25 protein-coding genes are annotated in these 26,619 nt (G+C 63.9%); 19 read left to right on the plus strand and 6 right to left on the minus strand.

Annotated features, from left to right (window positions below; all coding sequences use genetic code 11):
- Positions 1 to 116: 116 nt before the first annotated feature.
- From mpl to pyrF, 16 genes are all read left to right on the plus strand, one after another.
- Positions 117 to 1,541, plus strand: a complete 1,425-nt coding sequence (mpl, locus tag LPA36_RS00325) for a UDP-N-acetylmuramate:L-alanyl-gamma-D-glutamyl-meso-diaminopimelate ligase (RefSeq protein ID WP_228874141.1) — start codon at positions 117 to 119, stop codon at positions 1,539 to 1,541.
- Positions 1,538 to 2,125 (plus strand): YqiA/YcfP family alpha/beta fold hydrolase, encoded by a 588-nt coding sequence (locus tag LPA36_RS00330; protein ID WP_228874142.1) that lies wholly within the window; start codon positions 1,538 to 1,540, stop codon positions 2,123 to 2,125. The genes mpl and LPA36_RS00330 overlap by 4 nt, the downstream gene beginning before the upstream one ends.
- 122 nt (positions 2,126 to 2,247) lie before the next feature.
- The gene (locus tag LPA36_RS00335; protein WP_228874143.1) at positions 2,248 to 4,365 is read left to right on the plus strand and encodes a ribonuclease catalytic domain-containing protein; all 2,118 of its coding nucleotides are present in this window, start codon (positions 2,248 to 2,250) and stop codon (positions 4,363 to 4,365) included.
- Entirely contained in the window at positions 4,362 to 5,246 is an 885-nt protein-coding gene (gene aroE / locus LPA36_RS00340) for a shikimate dehydrogenase (RefSeq protein ID WP_228874144.1), read from the plus strand. The genes LPA36_RS00335 and aroE overlap by 4 nt, the downstream gene beginning before the upstream one ends.
- A 47-nt stretch (positions 5,247 to 5,293) precedes the next feature.
- A complete protein-coding gene (gene mtgA, locus LPA36_RS00345) occupies positions 5,294 to 6,016 on the plus strand; it encodes a monofunctional biosynthetic peptidoglycan transglycosylase (RefSeq protein WP_228874145.1) in 723 nt (240 codons plus the stop codon).
- 1,138 nt (positions 6,017 to 7,154) lie between these two features.
- Positions 7,155 to 8,111, plus strand: coding sequence for an IclR family transcriptional regulator (locus tag LPA36_RS00350; protein ID WP_228874146.1), 957 nt, complete (start codon positions 7,155 to 7,157; stop codon positions 8,109 to 8,111).
- Positions 8,108 to 9,181 carry a 2-dehydro-3-deoxygalactonokinase gene (locus LPA36_RS00355; RefSeq protein ID WP_228874147.1) on the plus strand — a complete coding sequence of 358 codons (1,074 nt, stop codon included), beginning with the start codon at positions 8,108 to 8,110 and terminating at the stop codon, positions 9,179 to 9,181. Before LPA36_RS00350 ends, LPA36_RS00355 begins: the two co-directional genes overlap by 4 nt.
- Before the next feature lie 30 nt (positions 9,182 to 9,211).
- Positions 9,212 to 9,892: a 2-dehydro-3-deoxy-6-phosphogalactonate aldolase gene (locus tag LPA36_RS00360; RefSeq protein ID WP_228874148.1), complete on the plus strand. Its 681-nt coding sequence runs from the start codon at positions 9,212 to 9,214 to the stop codon at positions 9,890 to 9,892.
- Complete coding sequence (locus LPA36_RS00365) at positions 9,889 to 10,677, plus strand: SDR family oxidoreductase (RefSeq protein WP_228874149.1); 789 nt, start codon at positions 9,889 to 9,891, stop codon at positions 10,675 to 10,677. The genes LPA36_RS00360 and LPA36_RS00365 overlap by 4 nt, the downstream gene beginning before the upstream one ends.
- A gap of 140 nt (positions 10,678 to 10,817) precedes the next feature.
- Positions 10,818 to 11,816, plus strand: a complete 999-nt coding sequence (locus LPA36_RS00370; protein ID WP_228874150.1) for an arabinose ABC transporter substrate-binding protein — start codon at positions 10,818 to 10,820, stop codon at positions 11,814 to 11,816.
- Positions 11,817 to 12,019: 203 nt separating this feature from the next.
- Positions 12,020 to 13,540, plus strand: coding sequence for an L-arabinose ABC transporter ATP-binding protein AraG (gene araG / locus LPA36_RS00375; protein ID WP_228874859.1), 1,521 nt, complete (start codon positions 12,020 to 12,022; stop codon positions 13,538 to 13,540).
- An 80-nt stretch (positions 13,541 to 13,620) separates the two neighbouring features.
- The gene (araH, locus tag LPA36_RS00380) at positions 13,621 to 14,637 is read left to right on the plus strand and encodes an L-arabinose ABC transporter permease AraH (protein ID WP_228874151.1); all 1,017 of its coding nucleotides are present in this window, start codon (positions 13,621 to 13,623) and stop codon (positions 14,635 to 14,637) included.
- 25 nt (positions 14,638 to 14,662) lie between these two features.
- Entirely contained in the window at positions 14,663 to 15,463 is an 801-nt protein-coding gene (locus tag LPA36_RS00385; RefSeq protein ID WP_228874152.1) for an SDR family NAD(P)-dependent oxidoreductase, read from the plus strand.
- A complete protein-coding gene (locus tag LPA36_RS00390; protein ID WP_228874153.1) occupies positions 15,460 to 16,368 on the plus strand; it encodes an SMP-30/gluconolactonase/LRE family protein in 909 nt (302 codons plus the stop codon). The genes LPA36_RS00385 and LPA36_RS00390 overlap by 4 nt, the downstream gene beginning before the upstream one ends.
- Before the next feature lie 192 nt (positions 16,369 to 16,560).
- Complete coding sequence (locus LPA36_RS00395; RefSeq protein ID WP_228874154.1) at positions 16,561 to 17,613, plus strand: aldose 1-epimerase; 1,053 nt, start codon at positions 16,561 to 16,563, stop codon at positions 17,611 to 17,613.
- Between the two features lie 180 nt (positions 17,614 to 17,793).
- Positions 17,794 to 18,609 carry an orotidine-5'-phosphate decarboxylase gene (gene pyrF, locus LPA36_RS00400; protein WP_228874155.1) on the plus strand — a complete coding sequence of 272 codons (816 nt, stop codon included), beginning with the start codon at positions 17,794 to 17,796 and terminating at the stop codon, positions 18,607 to 18,609.
- A 20-nt stretch (positions 18,610 to 18,629) separates the two neighbouring features.
- Here pyrF and LPA36_RS00405 read toward each other — a convergent pair whose 3' ends face one another.
- The 4 genes from LPA36_RS00405 to thiL form a co-directional block, all read right to left on the minus strand.
- Positions 18,630 to 19,148: a cupin domain-containing protein gene (locus LPA36_RS00405; RefSeq protein WP_228874156.1), complete on the minus strand. Its 519-nt coding sequence runs from the start codon at positions 19,146 to 19,148 to the stop codon at positions 18,630 to 18,632.
- A gap of 61 nt (positions 19,149 to 19,209) precedes the next feature.
- A complete protein-coding gene (locus LPA36_RS00410; RefSeq protein WP_228874157.1) occupies positions 19,210 to 19,710 on the minus strand; it encodes a CinA family protein in 501 nt (166 codons plus the stop codon).
- Positions 19,711 to 19,735: 25 nt separating this feature from the next.
- Positions 19,736 to 20,287 carry a phosphatidylglycerophosphatase A family protein gene (locus tag LPA36_RS00415; RefSeq protein ID WP_228874158.1) on the minus strand — a complete coding sequence of 184 codons (552 nt, stop codon included), beginning with the start codon at positions 20,285 to 20,287 and terminating at the stop codon, positions 19,736 to 19,738.
- Positions 20,277 to 21,257, minus strand: a complete 981-nt coding sequence (thiL, locus tag LPA36_RS00420) for a thiamine-phosphate kinase (RefSeq protein WP_228874159.1) — start codon at positions 21,255 to 21,257, stop codon at positions 20,277 to 20,279. Before thiL ends, LPA36_RS00415 begins: the two co-directional genes overlap by 11 nt.
- A 341-nt stretch (positions 21,258 to 21,598) precedes the next feature.
- On the opposite strand from thiL, the gene LPA36_RS00425 reads away from it, so the two are divergent.
- From LPA36_RS00425 to LPA36_RS00435, 3 genes are all read left to right on the plus strand, one after another.
- Complete coding sequence (locus tag LPA36_RS00425) at positions 21,599 to 23,893, plus strand: NADP-dependent malic enzyme (protein WP_228874160.1); 2,295 nt, start codon at positions 21,599 to 21,601, stop codon at positions 23,891 to 23,893.
- 331 nt (positions 23,894 to 24,224) lie between these two features.
- Positions 24,225 to 24,635, plus strand: a complete 411-nt coding sequence (locus LPA36_RS00430; protein WP_228874161.1) for a ribonuclease — start codon at positions 24,225 to 24,227, stop codon at positions 24,633 to 24,635.
- 16 nt (positions 24,636 to 24,651) lie between these two features.
- A complete protein-coding gene (locus tag LPA36_RS00435; protein ID WP_228874162.1) occupies positions 24,652 to 25,212 on the plus strand; it encodes a barstar family protein in 561 nt (186 codons plus the stop codon).
- A 155-nt stretch (positions 25,213 to 25,367) separates the two neighbouring features.
- Here LPA36_RS00435 and LPA36_RS00440 read toward each other — a convergent pair whose 3' ends face one another.
- Positions 25,368 to 26,108 (minus strand): 16S rRNA (uracil(1498)-N(3))-methyltransferase, encoded by a 741-nt coding sequence (locus LPA36_RS00440; protein WP_228874163.1) that lies wholly within the window; start codon positions 26,106 to 26,108, stop codon positions 25,368 to 25,370.
- A gap of 19 nt (positions 26,109 to 26,127) precedes the next feature.
- Positions 26,128 to 26,541, minus strand: coding sequence for a VOC family protein (locus LPA36_RS00445; protein WP_228874164.1), 414 nt, complete (start codon positions 26,539 to 26,541; stop codon positions 26,128 to 26,130).
- Positions 26,542 to 26,619: the final 78 nt, after the last annotated feature.

Consider the following 26,619-nt stretch of genomic DNA (forward strand, 5'->3'; position numbering starts at 1 on the left):
GCGCGGCTGCACGAGGGGCGTCGGTTACAATAGCGTCCCTTGCAGACGATTCCGAAAGACCGTCCTGCGCACTCCTTTCCCACGCAAAAAGTACGCCCGCGCGGCACGACAGGCTTATGCACATCCACATCCTCGGCATCTGCGGCACGTTCATGGGCGGTCTCGCCGCGCTCGCGCGCGGCGCGGGCCACAAGGTGACCGGCTGCGACGCCGGCGTCTATCCGCCGATGAGCACGCAGCTCGAAGCGCTGGGCATCGATCTCATTGAAGGATACGGCGCGGAGCAGGTCGATCTGCAGCCGGACCTGTTCGTGATCGGCAACGTCGTCTCGCGCGGCAATCCGCTGATGGAAGCGATCCTCGATCGCGGCCTGCCCTACACGTCCGGCCCGCAGTGGCTTGGCGAACATGTGCTGAACGGCAAATGGGTGCTGGCCGTGGCGGGCACGCACGGCAAGACGACGACCTCTTCGATGCTCACGTGGCTTCTTGAAGACGCCGGCATGAATCCGGGCTTTCTGATCGGGGGCGTGCCGCTGAACTTCGGCGTGTCGGCGCGGCTGACCGATTCGAGCTTCTTCGTGATCGAAGCCGACGAGTACGACACCGCTTTCTTCGACAAACGCTCGAAGTTCGTTCACTACCGGCCGAAAACCGCGATCCTGAACAACCTCGAGTTCGATCACGCGGACATCTTCCCGGATCTCGCCGCGATTGAAACGCAGTTCCATCACCTCGTGCGCACGGTGCCGGGCATCGGCCGGATTATCACGAACGGTCGTGAAGATGCGCTTGAACGCGTGCTCACGCGCGGCTGCTGGAGCGAAGTGGAGCGCTTCGGCGTCGAGGGCGGCTGGCAGGCGTTGCCCGCCGAAGAAGGCGTGCCCGTCGACGAACGCTTCGCGGTGTATCACAGCGGCGCGCGCGTTGGCGTCGTCGACTGGATGGTGCAGGGCGACCACAACCGCATGAACGCGATCGCCGCGATTGCCGCCGCGCGCCATATTGGCGTGCCACCCGCGCAGGCCGCGCGTTCGCTTGCGACGTTCCGCAACGTGAAGCGGCGCATGGAAGTGCGTGGGAGCGTCGATGGCGTCACTGTTTACGACGACTTCGCGCATCATCCGACCGCGATCGAAACGACGGTGGCGGGCCTGCGCACGCGCGTCGGCCGCGAACGCACGCGGATTCTCGCGGTGCTCGAGCCGCGCTCGAACACGATGAAGCTCGGCGTGATGAAGGCGCAACTGCCGGCGAGCCTCGCGGACGCCGATCTGGTTTTCGGCTACGGCGCGCCGTCTGGCCGTGACGCGCTCGGCTGGGATCTCGCCGATGCGCTCGCGCCGCTCGGCGACAAGGCGCAGGCCTTCAACAACATCGATGCGCTGGTCAAGGCGGTCGCGGCAGTTGCCCAGCCAGGCGACCAGGTGCTCGTGATGAGCAACGGCGGTTTTGGCGGCGTGCACCAGAAGCTGCTCGACGCGCTGTCGGCGCGCTCGCCCGTGCAAGCCGCGGCCGGTGGCCAGCGAGGCGCAGCGTGATTCTCTATCTGCACGGCTTCCGTTCGTCGCCGGATTCGTTCAAGGCGCGCGTGATGGCGGCGCGTCTCGCCGAACTCGGGCGCAGCGACGAATGGTGTTGCCCGATGCTGCCGGTTTCGCCGCTCGAAACGGTAGCGCTGGTGGAGTCGCTCGTGCAGGGCGCGCAGGATGTGACCGTGGTCGGTAGTTCACTCGGCGGCTTTTTCGCGACGTATCTCGCCGAAAAGCATGGCTGGCCGGCCGTGCTGCTGAACCCCGCGGTCGTGCCGCAGCGCGACCTGAGCCAGTATCTCGGGGAGCAGCCATTGTGGCATGGCGGCGGCAGTATCGTCGTCGAGCCGCATCATCTGGATGAATTGCGCGCGCTCAGTGTTACGTCGATCACGCAGCCCGAACGCTATTATCTGATTGCCGCGACCGGCGACGAAGTGCTCGATTACCGCGAAATGCTTGCGCACTATCCCGGCGCGCGGACCACACTGATAGAAGGCAGCGACCACGCGATCAGCGAGTTTCCCCGCTATGTCGACGATGTGCTCGCGTTTTGCGACGCACAGCCGTCGGCGCCGCGCAAGACGGCATGATTTCCTGATCCGCGCACGCGTTTCGCGAGGCGAAGCGCGCGCTGCGGACCACTACCACGAACATGAAGCCGGCCGCACGTGCGATGCGTGTCGACCGGTTGAAGTCTGAACGAGAGTACTGAGTGAACGTTTTCTTTGAGGAATCGGGCAGTTTCAAGGCGGGCAGCGTGCTGTCACGTCAGGGCGATGCGTTTCAGGTCGAATTGCCAGGCGGCCGGCGCGCGAAGGTGCGCGCGAAGGACGTCCTGATCGAATTCGAGAAGCCGGCCGCCGGCGAACTGATGCAGCAGGCCGACGCCGCCGCACAGGAAATCGATCTCGATTTCCTGTGGGAGTGCGCGCCGGAAGAAGAATTCGCCTTCGCCACGCTCGCGAAGGAGTACTACGGCGAGACGTTCGGCGCGATCGAGCGCGCGGCGCTCGTGCTGCGCATGCATGGCGCGCCCGTGTACTTCCGCCGCAAGGGTCGCGGGCAGTATCAGCGCGCGCCGCAGGAACAGCTGCAGATGGCGCTTGCCGGTCTCGAACGCAAACGCCAGCAGGCGCTGGTGCAGGCCGGCCTCGAAGACGAACTGAAGGCGGGGTGTCTGCCGGAATCGCTCGCGAACAAGGCGCTCGGCCTTTTGACGAAACCCGACAAGAACACGATCGAATACAAGGCGCTCGAAGCCGCGGCGGCGGCGCGCGGTATCTCGATGGCGCGCCTGATGCTCGATTGCGGCGGGATTCCGTCGGCGCGCGCGCTGCATGAGGCGCGCTTTCTCTCGGAGTTCTTCCCGCATGGCACCGGTTTTCCGCCCGTCACCGTCGGTGCGGTGCCCGACGATCTGCCGGAAGCCGAAGTCGAGGCGTTCTCGATCGACGACATCACGACCACCGAAATCGACGACGCATTTTCGGTCGAGCATCTGGCCGATGGCCGCGTGCGCATTGGCGTGCATATCGCCGCGCCGGCGCTCGGCATCGAGCGCGGTGATGCGGTCGATGCGATCGCGCGCGGGCGCCTGTCCACTGTATATATGCCGGGCGACAAGATCACGATGCTGCCCGACGACGTCGTCGAGGCGTTCACGCTGGCAGAAGGCGGATTGCGCCCGGCGCTGTCGCTGTACGTGATCGTGAATCGCGAGACGCAGGAAATTGTCGCGAGCGAGACGCGCGCCGAGCGCGTCTTCGTGAAGCACAACCTGCGGCACAACACGCTCGATGAACTCGTCACTGAAGAATCGCTTGCCGCGGGCACGGGCGAGTATCCGCACAAGGCGGACATCGCGGTGCTCTGGCCGTTCGCGCAGGCGCTCTTCGAAAAGCGCCAGCAGGCGCGTGCCGGCTATGGATTGAAGCGCGAAGTGCAGCGCAATACCGACTTCAACTTCTACGTGGAAGGCGAGCACATCACGATCACGCCGCGCCGTCGCGGTTCGCCGCTGGACACGATCGTCGCCGAACTGGCGATTCTCGCAAACTCGTCGTGGGGTGCGTTCCTGCACGATCACGGTGTGCCGGGTATCTACCGCTCGCAGCGTGCGTTCGGTGCGCCGACCGGCCCGAAGCGCACCCGCATGCAGACGTCCGCCGCGCCGCACGAAGGGCTCGGCGTCGCGCAATATGCGTGGAGCACTTCGCCGCTGCGCCGTTACGTCGACCTCGTGAACCAGTGGCAACTGCTTGCGTGCGTGCAGCACGGCGTGACCGCGAAGCTCGCGGCGCCGTTCAAGCCCAAGGATGCCGATCTGTTCGCCGTCGTGCAGGGTTTCGACGACACGTACACCGCGTACGCCGATCACCAGCGCCGGATGGAGTACTTCTGGTGCCTGCGCTGGCTGCGTCAGGAAGAAAAGAAGCAGGTGGTGGCTTCGGTGGTGAAGGGCGACCTGGTGCGTCTCGAAGAAATTCCGCTGCTGCTGCATGTGCCGGGGCTGGGTGTGCACGCGCGCGGTACGCGCCTTCTGATGGAAGTGATGTCGCTGGATGAACTGACGGTCGAAGCGTCGGTGCGTCTGCTGCACGTGCTCGATGCGCCGCAGGTGACGAGCGGCACCGACACCGCCGAAGCCGACGAGGCGGAAGAAGGCGAAGAAGAGTTGATCGACGCCGCCGACGATTCCGCGGAAAGCGAAGCCGAGGCGCGGGCCGAAGCCGACAGCGCGGATGCGGACGAAGGCGTCGGGAACGAAGACGAAACAGCGGGCGATGCGGATGCGTCGCCGGAACAGCAGATGACGGAGCCCGGACGATGAGCGCCGACGTGAACGTAAATACCCATGCGGGCGCTCCGCGCGATCGATATGCAGTGGTCGGCAATCCGGTTGCACACAGCAAGTCGCCGTACATCCACGCGCGATTCGCCGCGCAGACGGGCGAGCCCGTCGAGTACACGCATCTGCTCGCGCCGGTCGATGGATTCGTGCCGCACGTGCGCGCGTTCATCGAAGCGGGCGGGCGGGGCATGAACGTGACCGTGCCGTTCAAGCTCGAAGCTCACGCGCTCGCCGACCATCTGTCGCCGCGCGCCGCTGCGGCGGGTGCTGTCAACACACTGAGTTTTCGCGAAGACGGCATCCACGGCGACAACACTGACGGCGTTGGCCTCGTGCGCGACATCGAGGTGAATCTGGGTGTCTCGCTGAAGGGCGCGCGCATCCTGCTGCTGGGTGCAGGCGGAGCGGCACGGGGCGTCGTGCTGCCGATGCTCGACCGCCTGCCGCAGACGCTGACGATCGTCAATCGCACGCCGACGAAGGCTGAAGAACTCGTCGCGCAGTTCGCTGCGGCGGCACGCGAAGCCAGTTGCGAATTGACGGGCGGCAGCGCGCGCGCGATCGAGCCACGCGCGTACGACGTGATCGTGAACGCGACGGCGGGCAGCCTTGACGCCGCGCTTCCCGAGTGCGACGACGCCGCGTTCGGCGCGGGCACGCTTGCCTACGACATGATGTACAGCGCGCAGCCGACCGTCTTCATGCGTCATGCGGAGGCGCTGGGCGCGCGTGCGGCGGACGGGCTTGGCATGCTGGTCGAGCAGGCTGCCGAATCGTTCTACATCTGGCGCGGTGTGCGGCCGGACGGCGCGCCGGTGCTGGCTGAATTGCGCGCCATGATGAAGGCGCCGGCTGCCTGATTTCGCCATTGCGCGTTTCGGTTCAATCGAACGGGGGACTTTCGACGATGACAGGAGCGAGGCGCGCGAGCCGGCCGGGCGTGGCCCGCTGGCTCTTCTACGTGCTGGCGGTGTTCGTGTGCGCGTGGCTTGCGACGCAGGTCTACTACTTTGCGCAGATCGCGGTCTGGAACGTCGTCGATCCGCAGTCGACGGCGTTCATGCGTTCGGACGCATGGCGGCTTTCGCAGGACCGGCCGGATCTTTCGATCCAGCATACGTGGGTGCCTTACGACCAGATTTCGCGGAATCTGAAGCGGGCGATCATTGCTTCCGAGGACGCGAACTTCGTCAATAACAACGGCTACGAGACGGACGCGATCCTGCAGGCGTGGGAGAAGAACAAGGCGCGCGGGAAGATCGTCGCGGGTGGTTCGACGATCACCCAGCAGCTGGCGCGCAACCTGTTCCTTTCGCGGGAGAAGAGTTATATCCGCAAGGGGCAGGAGCTGATTATCACGTGGATGCTCGAGACGCTGATGGACAAGGAGCGGATCTTCGAGATCTATCTGAACTCCGTCGAGTGGGGCAACGGTGTGTATGGCGCCGAGGCGGCGGCGCGGTACTACTACAAGACTTCTGCAATGAAGCTTTCCGGTGGGCAGTCGGCGCGGCTTGCCGTGATGCTGCCGCGGCCGAAGTATTTCGATGAACATCGCGGGTCGGGGTATCTCGCCCAGCGGTCGCGGGTGATTGCGCGTCGGATGGGGGCGGCTGAACTACCTGATTGAGGGCTTCTTGCGGCGCCTTTTGTTTCTGGGTTTTTGGTTTGGTGTTTGGTTGTATTCGTGCCGAGGCTGGGTCTTTGCTTTGGCCTTTCCTTGTATTCGTGTCGGTCTATTGGCGTTGCCCCTGTGCGGGGCGGCACTTACTTTTCTTTGTCCCCCAAGGGGACTTCCTTCGGGGCGTCTTCCAAAGAAAAGTAAGCAAAAGAAAGGCGCTTCGAAAACGTGTCTCTTCCCGGTGTGCCCCGTTCGGGGAATGGCCACCCATGAAGTGTCGCCCCCACACTTCAGACCGTATCGGTCCCCGCGCGATCCCAGCCCGCGCGCATTCCGCCCCCGTGACAAAGCCGTCATCCACCCGACTCCGCGCTGCGCGCGTCGCCGATCGGCATAACCCTGTCGGCAGCTCTCACTCACCCACAACGCCCTTGCTTTGTACCCGACCGTCGCTGCGATCGCAATGATCCGCGGCCCAGCACATGCCGCGCCGAACGACCGCGCCGCGACGCACGGAGTGCGGAGTGGGGATGGATGAGCCCTGTGTCACGGGCGATGCTGTGTGGGGGATCAGATCGTGCGCGGACCCATATGGCTTCACGCACGAGGGCGACACCTCACGGGTTGCCATTCCCCAGAGATGACACACCTGGAAAAGGTGAGTTCTCGAAGCGCCTTTCTTTTGCTTACTTTTCTTTGGAAGACAAAGAAAAGTAAGTGCCGCCCCGCACAGGGGCAACACTAATAGACCGGCGCGAATACAAGGAAAGGCCAAAAGCAAACAAACGCCTCCGGCACGAAAAGACCCAAATGCCGCCCCGCACAGGGGCAACGCCAATAGACCGACATGAATACAAGGAAAGGCCAAAGCAAAGACCCAGCTTCGGCACGAAAAGACCGAAATGCCGCCCCGCCAAAGGGGCAAAACACAATAAACCAACGCGCCCACAAGAAGACGCAAAAAACCAAAACCAGCGCCGCAGGCAAAAATCCCATTATATGACCACAACACTCACATATTGGAGATAGAAGAAAAACCGCCCTACAATCCGGATCAACGCGCCGCGAGAGCGGCAAAAAGCGCCGACCACGCTGCATTGCAGCAAAAAAGGGCAGGCGCAAAGACAACACCGGAGACGAGCAACCTATGTCCGTGATTGACCGGCGAGAAGCGACGCGCGATGCCGACGCGTCCAAACCGCAAACGCCCCCGACAGCTCAGGCATCCCGCTCCAACGGCGCAGCCACCGTACCGGCCGCAGCCCAGGCGGACTCCATTGCGGTGCCAAGCACACTCCTCGACGTCACGCCGCAACAGGCCGGCACGCAAACGCTCCTGCGCGGCCTCGCCATTCTCGAAGCCGCCGCCGCCGGCGTGCGCGATCTGCGCACGTTCGGCGCCGCGCTCGGCACGACCCGCAGCACCACGCACCGCCTCGTCAGCAGCCTCGTCCAGGCGCGCTATCTGCGCCAGGTTCAGGGCGGCTACCTGCTCGGCCCGAAGCTGATCGAACTCGGCACCATCGCGCTCGAACAGATGCCGCTCACGGCCGTCGCCCGCCCGCATCTGGAAGCACTCGCCGAACAGACGCTCGATACGATCCACCTCGGCGTGCGCGACGGCGACGATGTCCTCTACATCGACAAGATCCCCGGCACCCGCGGCCTCGAAATGCGCTCGCGCGTCGGTCACCGCATGCCGCTCGCGTCGACAGGCATCGGCAAGGCCATGATGCTCGACCTGCCGCCGGATGCGTGGCGCTCGCTCTTCGAAGCGTCGCGCCGTGCGCTCGCCGGTGTCAGCTTCAAGCCGGACAACCGTCCCGACGCGCTCACCTTCATGCAGCGCATGACCAACTATTCGACGGGCGGCTACACGTTCGACCTCGAAGAAAACGAAGCCTCGATCCGCTGCGTCGCAGCGCCCGTCCGCGATGCGTCGGGTGCTGTCGTCGCCGCGCTCTCGGTGGCGAGCACGATTCCCTATATGTCGCTTGAACGCATGGATGAACTGATCCCGGTCGTGCAGCGCGAAGCGCGCGCGATCTCGGAAGAACTGGGCTGGCGTGTGCCGCAACCGACCACCCGCAGGATTAAACGATGAGTCAGCCGAGCACCTCGGGCGCATCTGCATCTCAAGCTCGAGCCGCACTTGCAACCGACGCCATCGCAATGAACGACGCCGCGCTGATCGCGCTCGACTGGGGTACGACCTCGCTGCGCGCGTATCTCTTCGACGCAGCGGGCAACGTGCTGGACGCGCGCGCATCGTCGGCCGGCATCATGAACCTGCCGCGCCCGGCGGCCGAAGGCGGCTTCGACGCGGCCTTCGACGCGGCCTGCGGCACATGGCTCGACGCGCGCCCGGATCTGCCCGTGGTGGCAGCCGGCATGGTCGGCAGCGCGCAGGGTTGGGTCGAGGCGCCGTACGTCGACGCACCCGCCGACGCGGATTCGCTCGTCGCCGGCATCGTGCGTGTGAAGACCGCGCGCGGCAACACGCTTCATATCGTCCCCGGCGTCCTGCAACGCGGCGATCTGCCGAACGTGATGCGCGGCGAGGAAACACAGATTTTTGGCGCGCTCGCCGGAAAGGCAGCGGACGCCGCGGGCGAACTGATCGGCCTGCCGGGCACGCATGCGAAATGGGCCGTCGTGCGCAATGGCCGCATCGAACGCTTTCATACGTTCATGACGGGCGAAGTGTTCGGCGCGCTGCGCGACCACACGATCCTCGGCCGCACGATGACGGCGCCCGCAGCGCCCGATACGGAAGCGTTTCTGCGCGGCGTGAGCGTCGCGCGCGACAGCGGCACGGCCGGCGTACTCGCGACGATCTTCAGCACGCGCACGCTCGGTCTCACCGGACAGCTCGCCGCGAACGAACAGCCCGACTATCTGTCGGGCCTTCTGATCGGCCACGAACTCGCAGGCCTCGAAGCGGTGTTCGTGCAGCAACAGAGCTCGCTCGCCGGCAAGTCACTGCTTCTGATCGGCAACGACGCGCTGTGCGAACGCTATCGTCTCGCACTCGCCCAATTCGGCTGTACCCAGGCCGCCCTCGTGCAGCACGCAACGGAACATGGACTGTGGCGCATCGCGACGCAGGCAGGCTTCATCGCGTCTGCAGAAACGAAGGTCAGCGCCAGTGCGACCTCCCGCACGGCCAGCTGACCGACGCACACGAACGCACAAGGAATCGACATGCAACCTCACATCAATCTGCCCGCACCGTACATGCCGCACGCAGGGCTGATCGCGGCTTTCGAGGCGTGCCCGTTGATCGCGATCATGCGCGGCATCACGCCCGTTGACGCCGCCGATCACGGCCGGGCGCTGTACGAAGCTGGGTTTCGCATCGTCGAAGTGCCGCTCAATTCGCCGAATCCGTTCGACAGCATCGCCGCAATCCGTCAGGTGCTTCCGGCCGATGCGATCGTCGGCGCAGGCACGGTGCTGCATCCGAGCTTCGTCAACGACGTGAAAGCCGCAGGCGGCGAACTGATCGTGATGCCGCACAGCGATTCCGAAGTCGTGATCGCCGCGAAGGCGCTGGGCCTCGCGTGTTCGCCGGGCGTCGCCACGCCGAACGAAGCATTCCTTGCGCTGAAGAACGGCGCGGACGTCCTCAAGATGTTCCCGGCAGAGCAGCTCGGCGCGAACGTCGTGAAGGCATGGCGCGCGGTCATCGCGAAAGAAGTGCCGCTCGTGCCCGTCGGCGGCATCACGCCGGACAACATGGGTCCGTTCCTGAGCGCAGGCGCAAACGGCTTCGGCCTCGGCTCCGCGCTGTACAAGCCGGGTCAGAGCGCGGCGGTGACGGGTTCGCACGCCAGGGCCTACATCAACGGCCTGCGCATCGCCCGGGCAGGTGCACAGAAATGAACCGCCTCGCCGACAAGGTCGCATTGATCACCGGCGCCGGTCGCGGCATCGGTGCGGCGATCGCGCATGCCTTCGCACGCGAAGGCGCGGCGGTGGTGCTGGCCGAACTCGATCTCGAAACCGCGCAGCACACCGCCCGTGAAATCGAGGCGCAATGTGGTCTGCAAGCCGGCGCGAAAGTGCTCGCAGTGCAGACGGATGTGACGCAGTCGGCCTCGGTGCAGCACGCGGTAAGTGAAGCGGAAAAGGCTTTCGGGCCGCTGGATGTGCTCATCAACAATGCGGGTATCAACGTATTCTGCGACCCGCTCACGATGACCGATGATGACTGGCGCCGCTGTTTCGCAGTCGACCTCGATGGCGTGTGGAACGGCTGTCGCGCGGTATTGCCCGGTATGGTTGAACGTGGTGCGGGCAGTATCGTGAACATTGCGTCGACGCATGCTTTCAAGATCATTCCGGGATGTTTTCCGTATCCGGTCGCGAAGCACGGCGTGCTGGGTCTCACGCGCGCGCTCGGCATCGAATACGCGCCGCGCAATGTGCGTGTCAATGCGATCGCGCCCGGTTATGTCGAGACGCAATTGACGCGCGACTGGTGGGACGGCCAGCCCGATCCCGCCGCTGCGCAGCAGGCCACGCTGGATCTGCAGCCGATGAAGCGCATCGGCCGCCCGGAAGAAGTGGCGATGACAGCGGTTTTTCTCGCGTCGGACGAAGCGCCGTTCATCAACGCAAGCTGTATCACGGTCGATGGCGGGCGCTCGGCGCTTTACCACGACTAGCAGAGCAACAAAGGCAGAGCAGGGCGGGCGAAGAACAAGGTTTTCAGTCGGGCGACGCACTGGCCGCGTGTGTTGCGATAACCGATAAAAGAAGACGCGGCCAATCACCTTCTCGTTACCATTAGTCAGGAGACAGCATTATGAAACGTAGAATTTTCCTCACGCTGGCAGCTGCAGCGGCGGGCGTGCTCTTCAACGCAACGGCAGCTCAGGCCGCCGATCCGGTGAAGATCGGTTTTCTGGTGAAGCAGCCCGAAGAGCCGTGGTTCCAGGACGAGTGGAAGTTCGCGGAAATCGCTGCCAAGGAAAAAGGCTTCACGCTCGTGAAGATCGGCGCGCCGTCGGGCGAAAAGGTGATGAGCGCGATTGACAACCTCTCCGCACAGAAGGCTCAGGGTTTCATCATCTGCACGCCGGACGTGAAGCTCGGACCGGGCATCGTGGCGAAGGCGAAAGCCGACGGCCTGAAGATGATGACGGTCGATGACCGCCTCGTCGACGGCGCAGGCAAGCCCATCGAATCGGTGCCGCACATGGGCATTTCGGCTTACAACATCGGCAAGCAGGTCGGCGACGGTCTGGCTGCTGAAATCAAGAAGCGCGGCTGGAACATGGCCGAAGTGGGCGCGATCGACGTGACCTACGAACAGCTGCCGACCGCGCATGACCGTACGTCGGGCGCCACCGACGCACTCGTCGCTGCAGGTTTCCCGAAGGCGAACGTGATTGCTGCGCCGCAAGCGAAGACCGATACGGAAAACGCTTTCAACGCAGCGAACATTGCGCTCACGAAGAACCCGCAGTTCAAGCACTGGGTTGCCTACGCGCTGAACGACGAAGGCGTGCTCGGCGCAGTGCGCGCAGCAGAAGGCCGCGGCTTCAAGGCGGACAACATGATCGGTATCGGCATCGGCGGTTCGGAATCGGCACTGAACGAATTCAAGAAGCCGAACCCGACGGGCTTCTTCGGCACCGTGATCATCAGCCCGAAGCGTCACGGCGAAGAAACCTCGACGCTGATGTACGACTGGATCAAGGACGGCAAGGAGCCGCCGAAGCTCACGCTGACGAGCGGCATGCTGGCTACGCGTGACAACGTCGGTGACGTGCGCGAAAAGATGGGTCTCGCATCGAAGTAAGCAGCAGGCAGTAACAGGCAGTAGAACGGCGCGGCAGCGGAAGGCATGACATATCCGGTTGCCGCGCCGGGCAACAGACGGCGCCCGGCAGACACGATGTGTCGAAGGGCGCCTTAAAAATCAGGGATGACAGGACTTTTTGCGTGAGCGTGACGCCAGATTACGTGCGCATGCAGGACGTCCGCAATGTGAGGGGAAGCGAAGTGTCAGCGACGCTGCGTTTTGACAATATCGGCAAGGTGTTTCCAGGCGTGCGCGCGCTCGACGGTGTGTCCTTCGACGTGAACGTCGGCCAGGTGCACGGCCTGATGGGCGAGAACGGCGCGGGGAAATCGACCCTGCTCAAGATTCTCGGCGGTGAGTATCAACCGGATTCCGGCCAGATCCTGATCGACGGCAACGACGTGCGTTTTCCGAGCGCGGCCGCATCGATCAGCGCGGGGATCGCGGTGATTCACCAGGAACTGCAATACGTGCCTGATCTGACCGTCGCAGAGAATCTGCTGCTCGGCCAGTTGCCGAATTCGCTCGGCTGGGTGAACAAGCGCGAAGCGAAGCGCTTCGTGCGCGAGCGTCTCGCCGCGATGGGCGTCGATCTCGACCCGAACGCGAAGTTGCGCAAGCTGTCGATCGCGCAACGGCAGATGGTCGAAATCTGCAAGGCGCTGATGCGTAACGCACGCGTCATTGCACTGGATGAACCGACAAGCTCGCTGTCGCACCGCGAAACCGAAGTGCTGTTCAAGCTCGTGCGCGATCTGCGCGCCGACAATCGCGCGCTGATCTACATCTCGCACCGTATGGACGAGATCTATCAGCTGTGCGACGCCTGCACGATTTTCCGCGACGGCCGCAAGGTCGCCTCACATCCGACGCTCGAAGGCGTAAGCCGCGACACGATCGTGAGCGAGATGGTGGGTCGCGAAATCACGGACATCTGGAATTACAAGCCGCGTCCGCTCGGCGAAGTGCGCTTTGCGGCGAAGGCGATCGAAGGCCACGCGCTGAAAGAGCCGGCAACGTTCGAAGTGCGCCGCGGCGAGATCGTCGGTTTCTTCGGGCTGGTGGGCGCGGGCCGCAGCGAACTGATGCACCTCGTCTATGGCGCGGATCACAAGAAGGCCGGCGAAATCATGCTCGACGGCAAGACGATCAAGGTACGCAGCGCCGGTGAAGCGATCAAACACGGCATCGTGCTGTGCCCGGAAGACCGCAAGGAAGAAGGCATCGTCGCGATGGCGACCGTGTCGGAAAACATCAACATCAGCTGTCGCCGTCACTATCTGCGTGCGGGCCTCTTCCTCGACCGCAAGAAAGAGGCACAGACCGCTGACCGCTTCATCAAGCTCCTGAAGATCAAGACGCCGAGCCGTCGCCAGAAGATCCGTTTTCTGTCGGGCGGCAACCAGCAGAAGGCGATTCTTTCGCGCTGGCTCGCCGAACCGGATCTGAAAGTGGTGATTCTCGATGAACCGACGCGCGGTATCGACGTCGGCGCGAAGCATGAGATCTATAACGTGATCTATCAGCTTGCCGAGCGCGGCTGCGCGATTGTGATGATTTCGTCGGAACTGCCGGAAGTGCTGGGCGTGTCCGACCGCATCGTCGTGATGCGTCAGGGCCGGATCTCCGGCGAACTGAAGCGCGGCGAAGCCAATGAACAGGCCGTACTGAGCCTTGCGCTGCCGCAAAGCTCGACAGAACCCGCCGCGCAGGCGGCGTGATTTTCACCGGACAAAGATCGCTGATTGCGGTTATCTAGTTACCCGTCCGACAACCCGTGGGGAACGGGAGGAGTTATCAAATGCAAGCCAGAGAAAACCTCGCGCAACAGGCCGCCAAGAGCGCCGCTGATGCGTTGATTCCGCAAACCAGCGACAAGCAGAAATGGTGGCAGCACGTCACCGAGTACAGCCTGATCGTGATCTTCGTCGTGATGTTCCTGACGATGTCGCTTACCGTCGATCACTTCTTTTCGATCGACAACATGCTCGGTCTCGCGCTGTCGATCTCGCAGATCGGCATGGTCGCGTGCACGATGATGTTCTGTCTCGCGTCGCGTGACTTCGACCTTTCGGTCGGCTCGACCGTCGCGTTCGCCGGCGTGCTTTGCGCAATGGTGCTGAACGCCACCGGTAACACGTTCATCGCGATCGTCGCGGCGGTCGTGGCGGGCGGTGTGATCGGCTTCGTGAACGGCGCGGTCATCGCGTATCTGCGCATCAACGCGCTGATCACGACGCTCGCAACGATGGAAATCGTCCGCGGCCTCGGCTTCATCGTGTCGCATGGTCAGGCCGTGGGCGTGTCGTCGGATACGTTCATCGCGCTGGGCGGCCTGTCGTTCTTCGGCGTTTCGCTGCCGATCTGGGTCACGCTGATCTGCTTCATCGTGTTCGGCGTGCTGCTGAACCAGACTGTCTACGGCCGCAACACGCTCGCGATCGGTGGCAACCCGGAAGCGTCGCGTCTTGCCGGTATCAACGTCGAACGCACGCGCGTCTACATCTTCCTGATCCAGGGCGCGGTGACGGCGCTGGCCGGTGTGATTCTCGCGTCGCGTATCACGTCGGGTCAGCCGAACGCCGCTGAAGGCTTCGAGCTGAACGTGATTTCGGCGTGCGTGCTGGGCGGCGTATCGCTGCTCGGCGGCCGCGCTACGATCTCGGGCGTGGTGATCGGCGTGCTGATCATGGGCACCGTCGAAAACGTGATGAACCTGCTCAACATCGACGCGTTCTACCAGTACCTCGTGCGCGGCGCGATCCTGCTGGCCGCCGTGCTGCTCGACCAGTTGAAGAACCGCGGTTCGCGTGATTAATCTTTGTTATTGAAGGAATCGAACGATGTCGTCTCCGGCCAATGCGAATGAACGTCAGGCGGATAGCGCGTTTGCACGCTATCCGAGTCTTACCGGCCGCACGGTGCTGATCACCGGCGGTGCAACCGGCATCGGCGCATCGTTCGTCGAACACTTCGCGGCGCAGGGCGCACGTGTGGCGTTCTTCGATCTGGACGCGAGCGCCGGCGAAGCGCTTGCCGACGAACTCGGCGATTCGCGTCACAAGCCGCTGTTTTTGCCGTGCGATCTCACCGACCTCGACGCGCTGAAGAAGGCAATCGCCGACGTGCGCGCGGCGCTCGGCCCGATCACCGTGCTCGTGAACAACGCAGCGAACGACAAGCGCCACAAGATCGCCGACGTCACGCCCGAGTTTTTCGACGCGGGCATCGCCGTCAACATCCGTCACCAGTTTTTCGCGGCGCAGGCCGTGGTCGACGACATGAAAGCGGCCGGCGGCGGCTCGATCATCAATCTCGGCTCGATCAGCTGGATGCTGAAAAACGGCGGCTATCCGGTGTACGTGACGTCGAAAGCGGCGGTTCAGGGACTCACGCGCGGCCTCGCGCGCGATCTCGGCCCGTTCAATATTCGCGTCAATACGCTGGTGCCGGGCTGGGTGATGACCGAAAAGCAGAAGCGCCTGTGGCTCGACGACGCGGGTCGCGAAGCGATCAAGCAGGGTCAGTGCATCGACAGCGAACTGATGCCTGAGGACCTCGCGCGCATGGCGCTCTTCCTCGCCTCGGATGACAGCCGCATGATCACCGCGCAGGACGTCATCGTGGACGGAGGCTGGGCATGAGCGTGGCGGCGCGCCAACAGCAGGCGGCGCTCCTCATCGACGCAAAATGCCGCCTCGGTGAAGGCGCGACATGGTGCGCGCGTACCGGGCGCTTCTACTGGACGGACATCGAGGGCGCGCGCCTGTGGCGTTACGATCCGGCCGATGGTCAGAGCACGTTCTGGCCGATGCCCGAGCGACTCGCGACGTTCGCGCTCTGTGCCGACCCGCATTACCTGCTGCTCGGCCTCGCGTCGCACCTCGCGTTTTTCGATCTCGCGACCGGCGAGACGCGGCATATCGTCGACGTCGAGCCTGGTTTGAAGACGCGCGTCAACGACGGCCGCTGTGACCGTCAGGGCCGTTTTGTATTCGGAACGAAAGACGAGGCGTCGCCGGTTGCGACCGTGGGCGGCTTTTATCGCCTGAATCATGATCTGACGCTAGAACGTTTGCCATTGCCATCGCCCGCAATTGCGAACAGTATTGCGTTCAGTCCGGACGGCGCGACGATGTACTACTGCGATTCGCCGGCCCGCACGATCCGCATATGTGCATACGGCGAGGACGGCAGCATTTCCGGTGACCGCCTGTTCGTGACGCTGACGGACGCGACCGGCGAGCCGGATGGCTCGACAGTCGATCGCGACGGCGGCCTGTGGAACGCGCAGTGGGGTGGCTCGCGCGTGGTGCGCTATGGCGCTGACGGCGTCGAAACCGCGCGTGTCACGGTGCCGACTGCGCAACCCAGTTGCGTCGCGCTGGGCGGCGCGCAACTGGGCACGCTGTACATTACGAGCGCGCGCGTCGATCTCGACGCGGCGGCGCTCAGCACGGACACGCGGGCAGGTGGTGTTTTCATCGCGACGCCCGACGCGCGTGGCTTGCCGGAACCGCTTTTTCAGGGTGCGCCGGCGCAGCGTTAAGCACCCGGCGTGTCGTTTGCGCCGGGCATTGCAGGCAGACCGTTTCGAATCACCGGCGACAAGGGCAGGGCTGCATTCGCAGATGTTGCACCACGCTGTACGACGTTAAAGAGGCGACCGGCATGCCGAGTGGCCCGCACGATTTCCCGTCGATGACGACGGCAATGTTTGACGCCTCTCGAGGAGACTGACATGACTGTCACGAATTCCGTTGGCTCGTCTTCATCGCAGTCGCGCCGCGCGAGACTGGCCGCGGCTGCCACCCCTGTGCTACCCGGACCCAGTACCTCGGCCGTCGCGACCGGCACGACGGTCGCGGGCGATATCGCTTCCGTCACGCTTTCAAATGCACAACTGCGGCTCGACGTCGCCCCGCTGCTCGGTGGCGGCGTGACCCGTTTCGACTACCGCAGCGACGGTGGCCTCGTACCGATTTTTCGCCGCTGCCGCCACGTCGCGAGCGATACCGATCCGAACGAGCTCGCCTGTTACCCGCTGCTGCCGTATTCGAACCGGATCGGCGGCGGTCAGTTCAGCTTTTCGGGCCGCTCGATCGACGTGCCGCTCAACCGTGACGGCGAAGCGCTGCCGATTCACGGCGACGGCTGGCTCGCGCAATGGCAGGTCGCCGATACCGATGACCAGAGCGTGCGTTTGACGCTCGATCGCAGCCAGGGCAAACCGTACGCGTATCGTGCGATGCAGATGTACACGCTCGACGGTCCCGCGTTGATCATCACGCTCGAAATCGAAAACACCGGGCGCGAAGCGTTACCGTTCGGTCTCGGGATTCACCCGTTTCTGCCGCGCGATGCGGGCACGGAACTGTCGGCTGCGGCCGGCGGCCTGTGGCTCGCCGGCGACGACTGGCTGCCGATGCGGCACGTTCCCGCTCCGCCCGCGTGGCAGTTTGGCGTCGCGTATCCGCTGCCGGAGACGATGGTGAACCATGCGTTTACCGGCTGGAGCGGGCGCACGGCGGTCGTGTGGCCGAAGCGCCGCCTGTCACTCACGATCGCCGCCGATACCGATTACTACGTGCTGTACACGCCGCCGTCGAAAGACTTCTTCTGCTTCGAACCCGTCGACCATCCGATCAACGCGATGAACCTGCCCGGCGGCGCGGCCGCGAATGGCATGACGGTGCTCGCGCGCGGCGAACGGCTGAGGCGTCAGTTCACGTTCACGGTCGAGCGGACCGGCATGCGTTCGACCGCCGGTGCGCGGGGGCATGGGCGGCAGTAGCGCGTCCAGGTTTGCCGCGCTCCGGGCGTTCGTCCATTGATCGGGACATGCGCCACGTGCGTCAGGTGCGCGGCGGGCACTGCTGCGCTGCGTCGTGTGTGAGGGCGCTGGGCCCGAAAGGCGACGACGCCGGGTAAAATACGCGCCTTATCCGCTAATGGCTCGTCGCGAGTTTTCACCATGTCCTCATTCATCCAGACACTCAACGACGCGTGGCAGCGCACGAACTCCCTGCTGTGCGTCGGCCTCGACCCCGAGCCCACGAAATTTCCCGGCGCGCTGGCGAACCGGCCGGACGCCATTTTCGATTTCTGCCGCACCATCGTCGATGCGACCGCGCCGTATGCGTCGTCGTTCAAGCCGCAGATCGCGTACTTCGCCGCACACCGCGCCGAAGACCAGCTCGAACAGCTGATCGCCCACATCCACGCGCATCACCCGGGTTTGCCGGTGATTCTCGATGCGAAGCGCGGCGATATCGGCAGCACCGCCGAGCAGTACGCGCGCGAAGCATTCGAGCGCTATCGTGCGGACGCTGTCACGGTGAACCCGTATATGGGCTTCGATTCGATCGAGCCGTATCTCGAACACGCGGGCAAAGGCGTGATCGTGCTGTGCCGCACGTCGAACGCGGGTGGTTCGGACCTGCAATTTCTGGAGACGGGCGGGCGTCCGCTGTATCAGGTCGTCGCGGGGCTCGCGGCAGAAAAGTGGAACGCGAGCGGCGAACTCGGGCTCGTGGTGGGTGCGACGTTCCCGAAGGAAATCGAAGCGGTGCGCGGCATTGTCGGCGACATGCCACTGCTGATTCCGGGCATCGGCGCACAGGGCGGCGATGTCGATGCGACGGTGCGTGCGGGACGCACGGCGGCCAACACCGGCATGCTGATCAACTCGTCCCGCGCGATCATCTACGCCGGCAAGGGCGATGACTTCGCCGATGCCGCAGCGAGCGCCGCCCGCGAGACGCGGGACCTGATCAACCAGTATCGCTAGCCGTGAAACTGGGGCAGGGATTATGCAGCGCGTGAGGCCGGCCCCAGTCGCATCACGGTATCGCGATGCGCCGGATAGGCCTTGAGCAGCGCATCCACGCTTGCCAGCTCGAATTCGCTGAATTCGAATCCCGGAGCGACCGTGCAACCGACAAGCGCGTAGCTGGCCGGGTCGACGCACTCCGCAGCAAACCACTGGCCGGCTGGCACGACCACCTGAAATACGGCATCCGCATGCACGAGTGCGTTGCCCAGCCGATGTGATGTCAGGTGCCCGCGTTCATCGAGGACGTGAACGTAAAGCGGCTCGCCGGCATAAAAATGCCAGACTTCGTCGGATCGGATGCGGTGCCACGCTGAATGCGCGCCGTCCGCGAGCAGATAGTAGATCGCGGTCGAAGCCGAGCGCGTCTTTGCCGAATCCTTCCGCGCCACTTCTGCTGTCGAGCGATACGTCTCGCGGTAAAAACCGCCTTCAGGATGCGGCTGCAGATCGAATTGGCGGATCAACTCGGCTTTTTCGGTAGCGGGTGTGTTCATCGGAAGCGTGTAAGCGGATTGGCTGCGGACGAACCGGGTCCGGCCTGCATGAACGGAGGGACTAGCGTTCCTGCTCATCGAGCAGCAGAAGCACGCCGCGCAACGCATGTTCGGCGGCCTGAACGCGGATCCTGTTGCGATCGCCCTTGAACACGACCGTTTCGACTTTGGTATGCAGGCGGTTCGTCCAGCCGAACGACACCATGCCGACCGGCTTCGTTTCCGTCCCACCGCCCGGCCCGGCGACCCCGGTGATTGCCAGCGACACCTGTGCGCGGCTGTTGCGCAGCGCACCTTCGGCCATGGCGCGCGCCACCTGTTCGCTCACGGCGCCGTGTCTGTCGATCAGGTCTGCGGGCACGCCGATCATTTCGGTCTTCGCCTGATTGGAATACGTGACGAAGCCGCGCTCGAACCAGCCGCTACTGCCGGATATGTCCGTCATGGCGGTCGCGACCATGCCGCCCGTGCAGGATTCAGCGGTAGTGAGCATCAGCCGCTCGTCGCGCAAGCGGTTGCCCACGCGAATCGCAAGTTGATGGACGACGGAATCGGTAGCCATGCGTATGTCCGGTAACGTGCGTCGGTCAGACCGACATGCGCCACAGCGCAATGACGAGGAGCGTGAAGAACGCGGCGACGAGGTCATCGAACATGATGCCGAATCCGCCTTTCAGTTTGCGATCGAAATAGCGGATGGGAGGCGGCTTCACCATGTCGAAGAAGCGGAACACGATGAATGCCCACAACTGGCCGGTGAACGTGATGGGCGTCACCATCAGCAACACGAGCCAGAACGCGACAATCTCGTCCCACACGACGGGCGACGGGTCTTCGATGCCGAGGCGCTTCGCCGTGAATCCCGAAATGCTGATGCCGGCGCAAAAGCCGACCGCGATCAGGATGCCCCACTCGATCACCGTCAGGTAGCGGCTGAACGCAGCGAACGACGCCCACGCGAACAACGTGCCGAACGTGCCCGGCGCAATGGGCGAAAGCCCGCTGCCGAACCCGAGCGAAATCAGATGCAGCGGATGCGACAGCATGAAACGCGCTGTTGCGCGGCGCGGCCGCGGTGCGCCCGGATCGGGCGAGGGCGTGAGGTCGTCGACGGGGCCGAGCGGTGGTTCAGTCTGCATGGAAATGATCGAAGCCTTGCAACGTCAGGTTGAGCGGCGTGCCTGCTGCGTCGTGCCATACGATGGCAGGTACGCCGGCCTGGAGAGCGCTTATTGTACCGATGCGCGTCACGGGCACAGCGACGCTTTTGCCCGCCGCTTCGATTGCGCTGCGTGCGGATATTGGCGCGGTGAAGCACAGTTCGTAGTCGTCGCCGCCCGCGAGCGTGCAGCGGCGCTGCACGTCAGCCGCGAGCCGCCGCAGCGCTGCGGAGCGGGGCACCGCATCGACGTCGACGTGGGCGCTCATCTGCGATCGCTCGAGAATATGCAGCAGATCGCCTGCGAGTCCATCGGAGATATCGAGCGCTGCGCGCGCATGCCCACGCAGCGCGATGCCGAGTGCGACGCGCGGTTCCGGACGCTCGAGCGCCTTCCGGAGTGCAGCGGCCTCTTCATCGCCCGCCGTCCACTCGCCGCGCAGCACGCCCAGCCCGGCGCGTGCGTCGCCGAGGGTTCCGGAGATCCAGATGTCGTCTCCGGGTTGCGCGGCGTCGCGGCGCAACGCGTGCTGGGGCAGCACCTCGCCGAACACGCTGATGCAGATGTTGAGCGGCCCGCTCGTCGTGTCGCCGCCAACCAGCTCGCAATCGAAGCGCTCCGCTATCTCGAACATGCCCTCGCTGAACGCGCTGAGCCAGTCTTCCTGCGCCTGCGGCAACGCCAGCGCGAGCGTAAACGCAAGTGGCTTCGCGCCCATCGCCGCGAGATCGGACAGATTGACTGCGAGCGCCTTGTGGCCCAGCGCGTAGGGGTCGACATCGGGAAGGAAGTGGCGGCCCTCGACCAGCATGTCCGTCGAAATGGCCAGCATTTCACCGGCGCGCGGCGTGAGAAGCGCGCAGTCGTCGCCGATGCCGAGTGGCGCGCGCGGCGTGGCACGCGCACGGCGCGCGAAGAAACGGTCGATCAGTGAAAACTCGGAAAGCATGGCGAAAATCCGTAAGGCCGCAGGGCAGCACGAAGGCCCCCGGCAAGCATAAGGCGCGGCTCGAAAGCCCGGCAAATTTCAGCGAGAAACAAAAAACGAAGTCTCGTGAAGCACGACGGGAACGAATGAATTGTACGGTTCGCGTATCCCCTCTGCGACCTGGCCGAATGGCCAGTGAAACCCGGCCATCCGGCCGATGGCGATTCTTTTGTTGCACTGCACAGCGGGCGTTTGCGCTGTTTCAGTCGCGGCAGTTGTACCCTTTTTGAAGGAATCGGCTTTGGGATTGGCGCTACAATGCGTCGAACTTCTATTCTAATCCGCACTTCCAGGCACGCCTTATGTCGACTCCCGCCAATACCAAACTTCGCGAAGCTGCCCTCGATTATCACGAGTTCCCGACTCCCGGGAAGATCGCAATCGCGCCGACCAAGCAGATGATCAACCAGCGCGATCTCGCGCTGGCGTACTCCCCCGGCGTCGCGTTCGCGTGCGAGGAGATCGTTGAGAACCCGCTCAATGCCGCGCGCTTCACGGCGCGCAGCAACCTCGTCGGTGTCGTGACGAATGGCACGGCCGTGCTGGGTCTCGGCAACATCGGCCCGCTCGCGTCGAAGCCGGTCATGGAAGGCAAGGCCGTGCTGTTCAAGAAGTTCGCAGGCATTGACGTGTTCGACATCGAACTCAACGAATCCGACCCGCACAAGCTGGTCGAGGTGATCTGCGCGCTCGAACCGACATTCGGCGGCATCAACCTCGAAGACATCAAGGCGCCGGACTGTTTCATCGTCGAGCGCGAATGCCGCAAGCGCATGAAGATTCCCGTCTTTCACGATGACCAGCACGGTACGGCCATCGTGGTAGCGGCAGCCATCACGAACGGCCTGAAGGTGGTCGGCAAGGACATCGCGAAGGTCAAGCTCGTGGCTTCGGGCGCAGGCGCGGCATCGCTTGCGTGTCTCGATCTGCTCGTCGATCTCGGCCTGCCGATCGAAAACATTCTGGTGACGGACCTGGCCGGCGTGGTCTACAAGGGCCGCGTCGAGCTGATGGATCCGGACAAGGAACGCTTCGCGCGCGAAACCCAGGCCCGCACGTTGGGCGAGGCGATCGAAGGCGCCGATATTTTCCTGGGTCTTTCGGCCGGTGGCGTGCTGAAGGCGGACATGGTCAAGCGCATGGCCGACAAGCCGCTGATTCTCGCGCTCGCCAATCCGACGCCGGAAATCCTGCCGGAACTCGCACTCGAAGTGCGTCCGGACGCGGTGCTCTGCACGGGCCGCACTGATTACCCGAACCAGGTCAACAACGTCCTCTGTTTCCCGTTCATTTTCCGCGGCGCGCTCGACGCGGGCGCGACGACGGTGACGCGTGAAATGGAAATCGCGGCGGTGAACGCGATCGCTGAGCTGGCGCGTCAGGAGCAGAGCGACATCGTCGCGACGGCGTACGGCATCCAGGATCTGTCGTTCGGTCCGGAGTACCTGATTCCGAAGCCGTTCGATCCGCGTCTGATCGTCAAGATTGCGCCGGCCGTGGCGAAGGCCGCGATGGATTCGGGCGTCGCAACCCGTCCGATCGAGGACATGGATGCGTACGAGCAGCATCTGCAGCAGTTCGTCTATCACAGCGGCACGACGATGAAGCCGATCTTCCAGCTCGCGCGCAGCGTCGAGCCGGAGAAGAAGCGCATCGTGTTCGCCGAAGGCGAAGAAGAGCGCGTGCTGCGCGCGGTGCAGATCGTCGTCGACGAAAAGCTCGCGAAGCCGATCCTGATCGGCCGTCCGGCCGTCATCGAGCAGCGCATCTCGCGCTATGGCCTGCGTCTGGTCGCCGGCCAGGATTACACCGTGGTGAACAACGACCACGACGAGCGCTACCGCGAATTCTGGCAGGCGTACTACAAGATGATGTCGCGCAAGGGCATCAGCGAGCAGATGGCAAAGCTCGAAATGCGCCGCCGCACGACGCTGATCGGCGCGATGCTGGTGAAGAAGGGTGAAGCGGACGGCATGATCTGCGGCACGATCAGCACGACGCATCGCCACCTGCATTTCATCGATCAGGTGATCGGCAAGAAGGAAGGCAGCACCGTCTACGCCGCGATGAACGCGCTGGTTTTGCCGGGCCGCCAGATCTTCATCGTCGACACGCACGTGAACGTCGACCCGACGCCGGAACAGCTCGCCGAAATCACGGTGATGGCGGCCGAGGAAGTGCGTCGTTTCGGTATCGAACCGAAGATCGCGCTGGTGTCGCACTCGAACTTCGGCACGAGCCACGCGCCGAGCGCCCAGAAGATGCGCGAAGTGCTGACGCTCGTGCGGGAGCGTGCGCCGGACCTGCAGATCGACGGCGAGATGCACGGCGACGTCGCGCTCGACGCAAACCTGCGTCGCGAAGTGCTGCCGGATTCGACGCTCGAAGGTGACGCGAACCTGCTGATCCTGCCAAACATCGATGCGGCGAACATCTCGTACAACCTGCTGAAGACCGCCGCGGGCAACAACATCGCGATCGGCCCGATGCTGCTTGGCGCCGCGCAGCCGGTGCACGTGCTGACCGCATCAGCGACGGTGCGCCGTATCGTCAATATGACGGCCTTGCTGGTGGCGGACGTCAGCGCCTGCCGGTAATAATTGCCGCTTCAGACGGCGCGTCCACGCGGGGCGCGCGGTGTCTCAAGGCGTGCAGGCGAGGCTCCCTGCCTTTGCCTGCCGCTCGCGACGCACACGAGCGCGCGCAACTCCGGTCAAAGCCGTATCAATTGCGCCCCGATTATTCCAGGATGCCGGCGGGATTAATTTGGCTGGGACAAAAGCCGCTGGAAGGCGCGCCAGCGGGGCGTCTGCGCTCCAGTGGAGCCCCCGGCTGGCCGATCGCGCATTGATTCCAGGGGCCATTAGCGATACCCTTACACCTTTCATGGTCGTCGAACTCGTGATCTAACAGCGGGAATTCTGGTTCATGGCGCGCAAGTGGCTCCGCAACGGCGTGCTCCCAGCCGCCCTGATCGTCGTCAGCCTGTGCGGGAGTGTCGTCCCTGGCGCGTTCGCACGCGATACCGCGACACCGTCCACCGATCAGGCGCAGGGCACCATTGCGGTGGCGCAGTTGCCGCGGGAAGCAGTCAATACTTTGAACTTGATTGCAGCAGGCGGGCCTTACCCGTATGAGAAGGACGGCATCGTATTCGGCAATCGCGAGCGGTTGCTGTCGCCGCATAAGCGCGGTTATTACCACGAATACACCGTCCCCACGCCCAGCGCCCGCAATCGGGGCGCGCGCCGCATAGTCTGTGGCGGCCCGCTACAGCGAACCGACAACTGTTATTACTCCGACGACCACTACACGAGTTTTAAACGTATTGTTGAATGACATCGGGATGAACAGCATGAGCGACAACGTCTACGCGCACGACTCCACAGTCGCGACGGATCTTTTCGCGGCCGGTAACGGCAATCTGTTCCAGCGCGTCATGCAGATGCGCAGCGCCGGGCCCGGCCAGGATACCCAGAGCGAAGCCAGCACTGTGCTTTCATCGAACGAGGGCCCCATGAGTCTTTTCAAGACCGTACGACCGAACATCGTACAGTCGATCCGCGCGTTTCGCGTGCAGGATCTTGCTGACGAGGCGAGCCAGCTGGAACAGCATTTTCTCTATGCCTGCTGCGGCAATGCGCAGAGCAAACAGGAAGTCATGGAGACGATCGCGACCTCGTTCACGTTTCCGAAGCACTTCGGCAAGAATTACGACGCGCTTTACGATTGCCTGACCGATCTCGTCGCGAAGGCGGGTCCGCAGCCGGGTTTTGTGATCGTGCTCGAAGCACTGCCGGTCGCGCAAAAATTCGACAAGGAAGGCCGCGAGACCCTCCTCGACGTGTTTCGCGAAGCCGCGGAGTTCTGGGCCGAACGCAAGGTCGCATTCCGCGTGTTCTACTCGTTCGCGTGACCGTGCAGGGGTGATGAGACCCTGAAGTTCAAGCCGCGCACCTTGAGTGCATCGCTGAAGCAAGCCCGCCATGAAGCGGGCTTTTTCTTTGGCGCGCGCGTTTGATGCGCTGGCACCTGAGCGAAAGTGCGGTCGCAGCGCCGACGTGCAATGCGTTACCAGCCGCCCCAGCGCGCGGCCAGTGCGGCCAGCATCGCAATGCCCGCCGTCTCCGTGCGGAGCACGCGCGGGCCGAGGCCGACAGGCGTGAAGCCCTGATCCACAGCGGCGGTTTCTTCATCCACCGACAATCCGCCTTCCGGCCCGATCAACACGATGACGCGCCCGCGCGGCGGCTCGACGGGCAGCGCGGAAAACGCGATGCTGCCACGCGGCGACAATAGCAGCCTGAGCTCATCGGGTGCCGACGTTGCAGGCAAAGTGCCGAGCCACGCCGTAAAGTCGCTGACCGGCGCGACATCGGGCAGGCGATTGCGTCCACACTGCTCGCACGATGCCCGCACGATCCCTTGCCAGTGCGCGTTCCGGCGTTGCGCACGCTCTCCTGAGAGCCGCACGACGCTGCGCGTGGTCGTGAGCGGCGCGAATTCCGATGCGCCCAGTTCGACGGCTTTCTCGATCAACCAGTCCATCTTGTCGCCGCCGGCGATGCCCTGCGCGAGCGTCAGCTGATAGGGCGGCTCGACGTCGATATCGCGAAAGCCGGCTATCTTCGCCGTCACCGAGCGGCGTTCGATGTCGACGAGTTCCGCGACGTACTCGCCACCTTCGCCGTTGAAGAGCGCAATCGAATCGCCCGTCTGCAGGCGCAGCACCTGCACATGTCGGACGACATCATCTGGAAGTTGCTCGACGTCGCCCGTTTGAAGCGGCATGTCGACGAAAAAACGGGGCATCAGGAAAAGAGTCTCCGGTTCATGAAAGATGGCGCGCGAGCGCCCAGCGATAGCCGTCGAGATCCTCGATCTGGGCGAAGCGGTCGCCCCAGAACTGGTCTTCCGGCTCGCTCAGCGACTTCGCGCCCGCCGCGATGGCGCGAGCATACACAGCGTCGACATCGTCGACATAGAGGTAGAACGATTGCGGCGCAATGGCGCCCGCGCTTTTCGGCGTCTTTGCCGTCGAACCGAATCCGCCTTCGGGTGCAAACATGATGATCAGCTGACCTTGATAGGTCATCTCGACGTGCATGATGGCGCCGTCGTCGCTCACGCTGTCACGCACCGCGAAGCCAAACGCGGCTTCGAAAAATGCAATCGCGACGCGCGCGTCGCGCACCGTCATGTAAGGGGTCAACCAGGGTACGCCGGCTGGGCGAGGGGCGGTCATGGATTTCTCCGTGGCGATTGATCGTCGGGTGAACAGGGTAGGCCGGACGGGCTCCCCGTTTCGCTCTGGCATGACGAC

This window comes from Paraburkholderia saeva (assembly GCF_907164555.1).
Lineage (GTDB): Bacteria > Pseudomonadota > Gammaproteobacteria > Burkholderiales > Burkholderiaceae > Paraburkholderia > Paraburkholderia saeva.

Bases quoted from the DNA above. Each gene is read 5' to 3' on its own strand.
- LPA36_RS00405 (WP_228874156.1), bottom strand. From the start codon at position 19,148: ATGAACACACCCGCTACCGAAAAAGCCGAGTTGATCCGCCAATTCGAT.
- LPA36_RS00435 (WP_228874162.1), top strand. From the start codon at position 24,652: ATGAGCGACAACGTCTACGCGCACGACTCCACAGTCGCGACGGATCTT.
- LPA36_RS00430 (WP_228874161.1), top strand. From the start codon at position 24,225: ATGGCGCGCAAGTGGCTCCGCAACGGCGTGCTCCCAGCCGCCCTGATC.
- LPA36_RS00385 (WP_228874152.1), top strand. From the start codon at position 14,663: ATGTCGTCTCCGGCCAATGCGAATGAACGTCAGGCGGATAGCGCGTTT.
- mpl (WP_228874141.1), top strand. From the start codon at position 117: ATGCACATCCACATCCTCGGCATCTGCGGCACGTTCATGGGCGGTCTC.
- LPA36_RS00445 (WP_228874164.1), bottom strand. From the start codon at position 26,541: ATGACCGCCCCTCGCCCAGCCGGCGTACCCTGGTTGACCCCTTACATG.
- LPA36_RS00395 (WP_228874154.1), top strand. From the start codon at position 16,561: ATGACTGTCACGAATTCCGTTGGCTCGTCTTCATCGCAGTCGCGCCGC.
- LPA36_RS00360 (WP_228874148.1), top strand. From the start codon at position 9,212: ATGCAACCTCACATCAATCTGCCCGCACCGTACATGCCGCACGCAGGG.
- pyrF (WP_228874155.1), top strand. From the start codon at position 17,794: ATGTCCTCATTCATCCAGACACTCAACGACGCGTGGCAGCGCACGAAC.
- LPA36_RS00365 (WP_228874149.1), top strand. From the start codon at position 9,889: ATGAACCGCCTCGCCGACAAGGTCGCATTGATCACCGGCGCCGGTCGC.
- LPA36_RS00350 (WP_228874146.1), top strand. From the start codon at position 7,155: ATGTCCGTGATTGACCGGCGAGAAGCGACGCGCGATGCCGACGCGTCC.
- LPA36_RS00390 (WP_228874153.1), top strand. From the start codon at position 15,460: ATGAGCGTGGCGGCGCGCCAACAGCAGGCGGCGCTCCTCATCGACGCA.
- LPA36_RS00370 (WP_228874150.1), top strand. From the start codon at position 10,818: ATGAAACGTAGAATTTTCCTCACGCTGGCAGCTGCAGCGGCGGGCGTG.
- LPA36_RS00355 (WP_228874147.1), top strand. From the start codon at position 8,108: ATGAGTCAGCCGAGCACCTCGGGCGCATCTGCATCTCAAGCTCGAGCC.
- LPA36_RS00415 (WP_228874158.1), bottom strand. From the start codon at position 20,287: ATGCAGACTGAACCACCGCTCGGCCCCGTCGACGACCTCACGCCCTCG.
- LPA36_RS00425 (WP_228874160.1), top strand. From the start codon at position 21,599: ATGTCGACTCCCGCCAATACCAAACTTCGCGAAGCTGCCCTCGATTAT.
- thiL (WP_228874159.1), bottom strand. From the start codon at position 21,257: ATGCTTTCCGAGTTTTCACTGATCGACCGTTTCTTCGCGCGCCGTGCG.
- LPA36_RS00410 (WP_228874157.1), bottom strand. From the start codon at position 19,710: ATGGCTACCGATTCCGTCGTCCATCAACTTGCGATTCGCGTGGGCAAC.
- mtgA (WP_228874145.1), top strand. From the start codon at position 5,294: ATGACAGGAGCGAGGCGCGCGAGCCGGCCGGGCGTGGCCCGCTGGCTC.
- LPA36_RS00440 (WP_228874163.1), bottom strand. From the start codon at position 26,108: ATGCCCCGTTTTTTCGTCGACATGCCGCTTCAAACGGGCGACGTCGAG.
- araH (WP_228874151.1), top strand. From the start codon at position 13,621: ATGCAAGCCAGAGAAAACCTCGCGCAACAGGCCGCCAAGAGCGCCGCT.
- aroE (WP_228874144.1), top strand. From the start codon at position 4,362: ATGAGCGCCGACGTGAACGTAAATACCCATGCGGGCGCTCCGCGCGAT.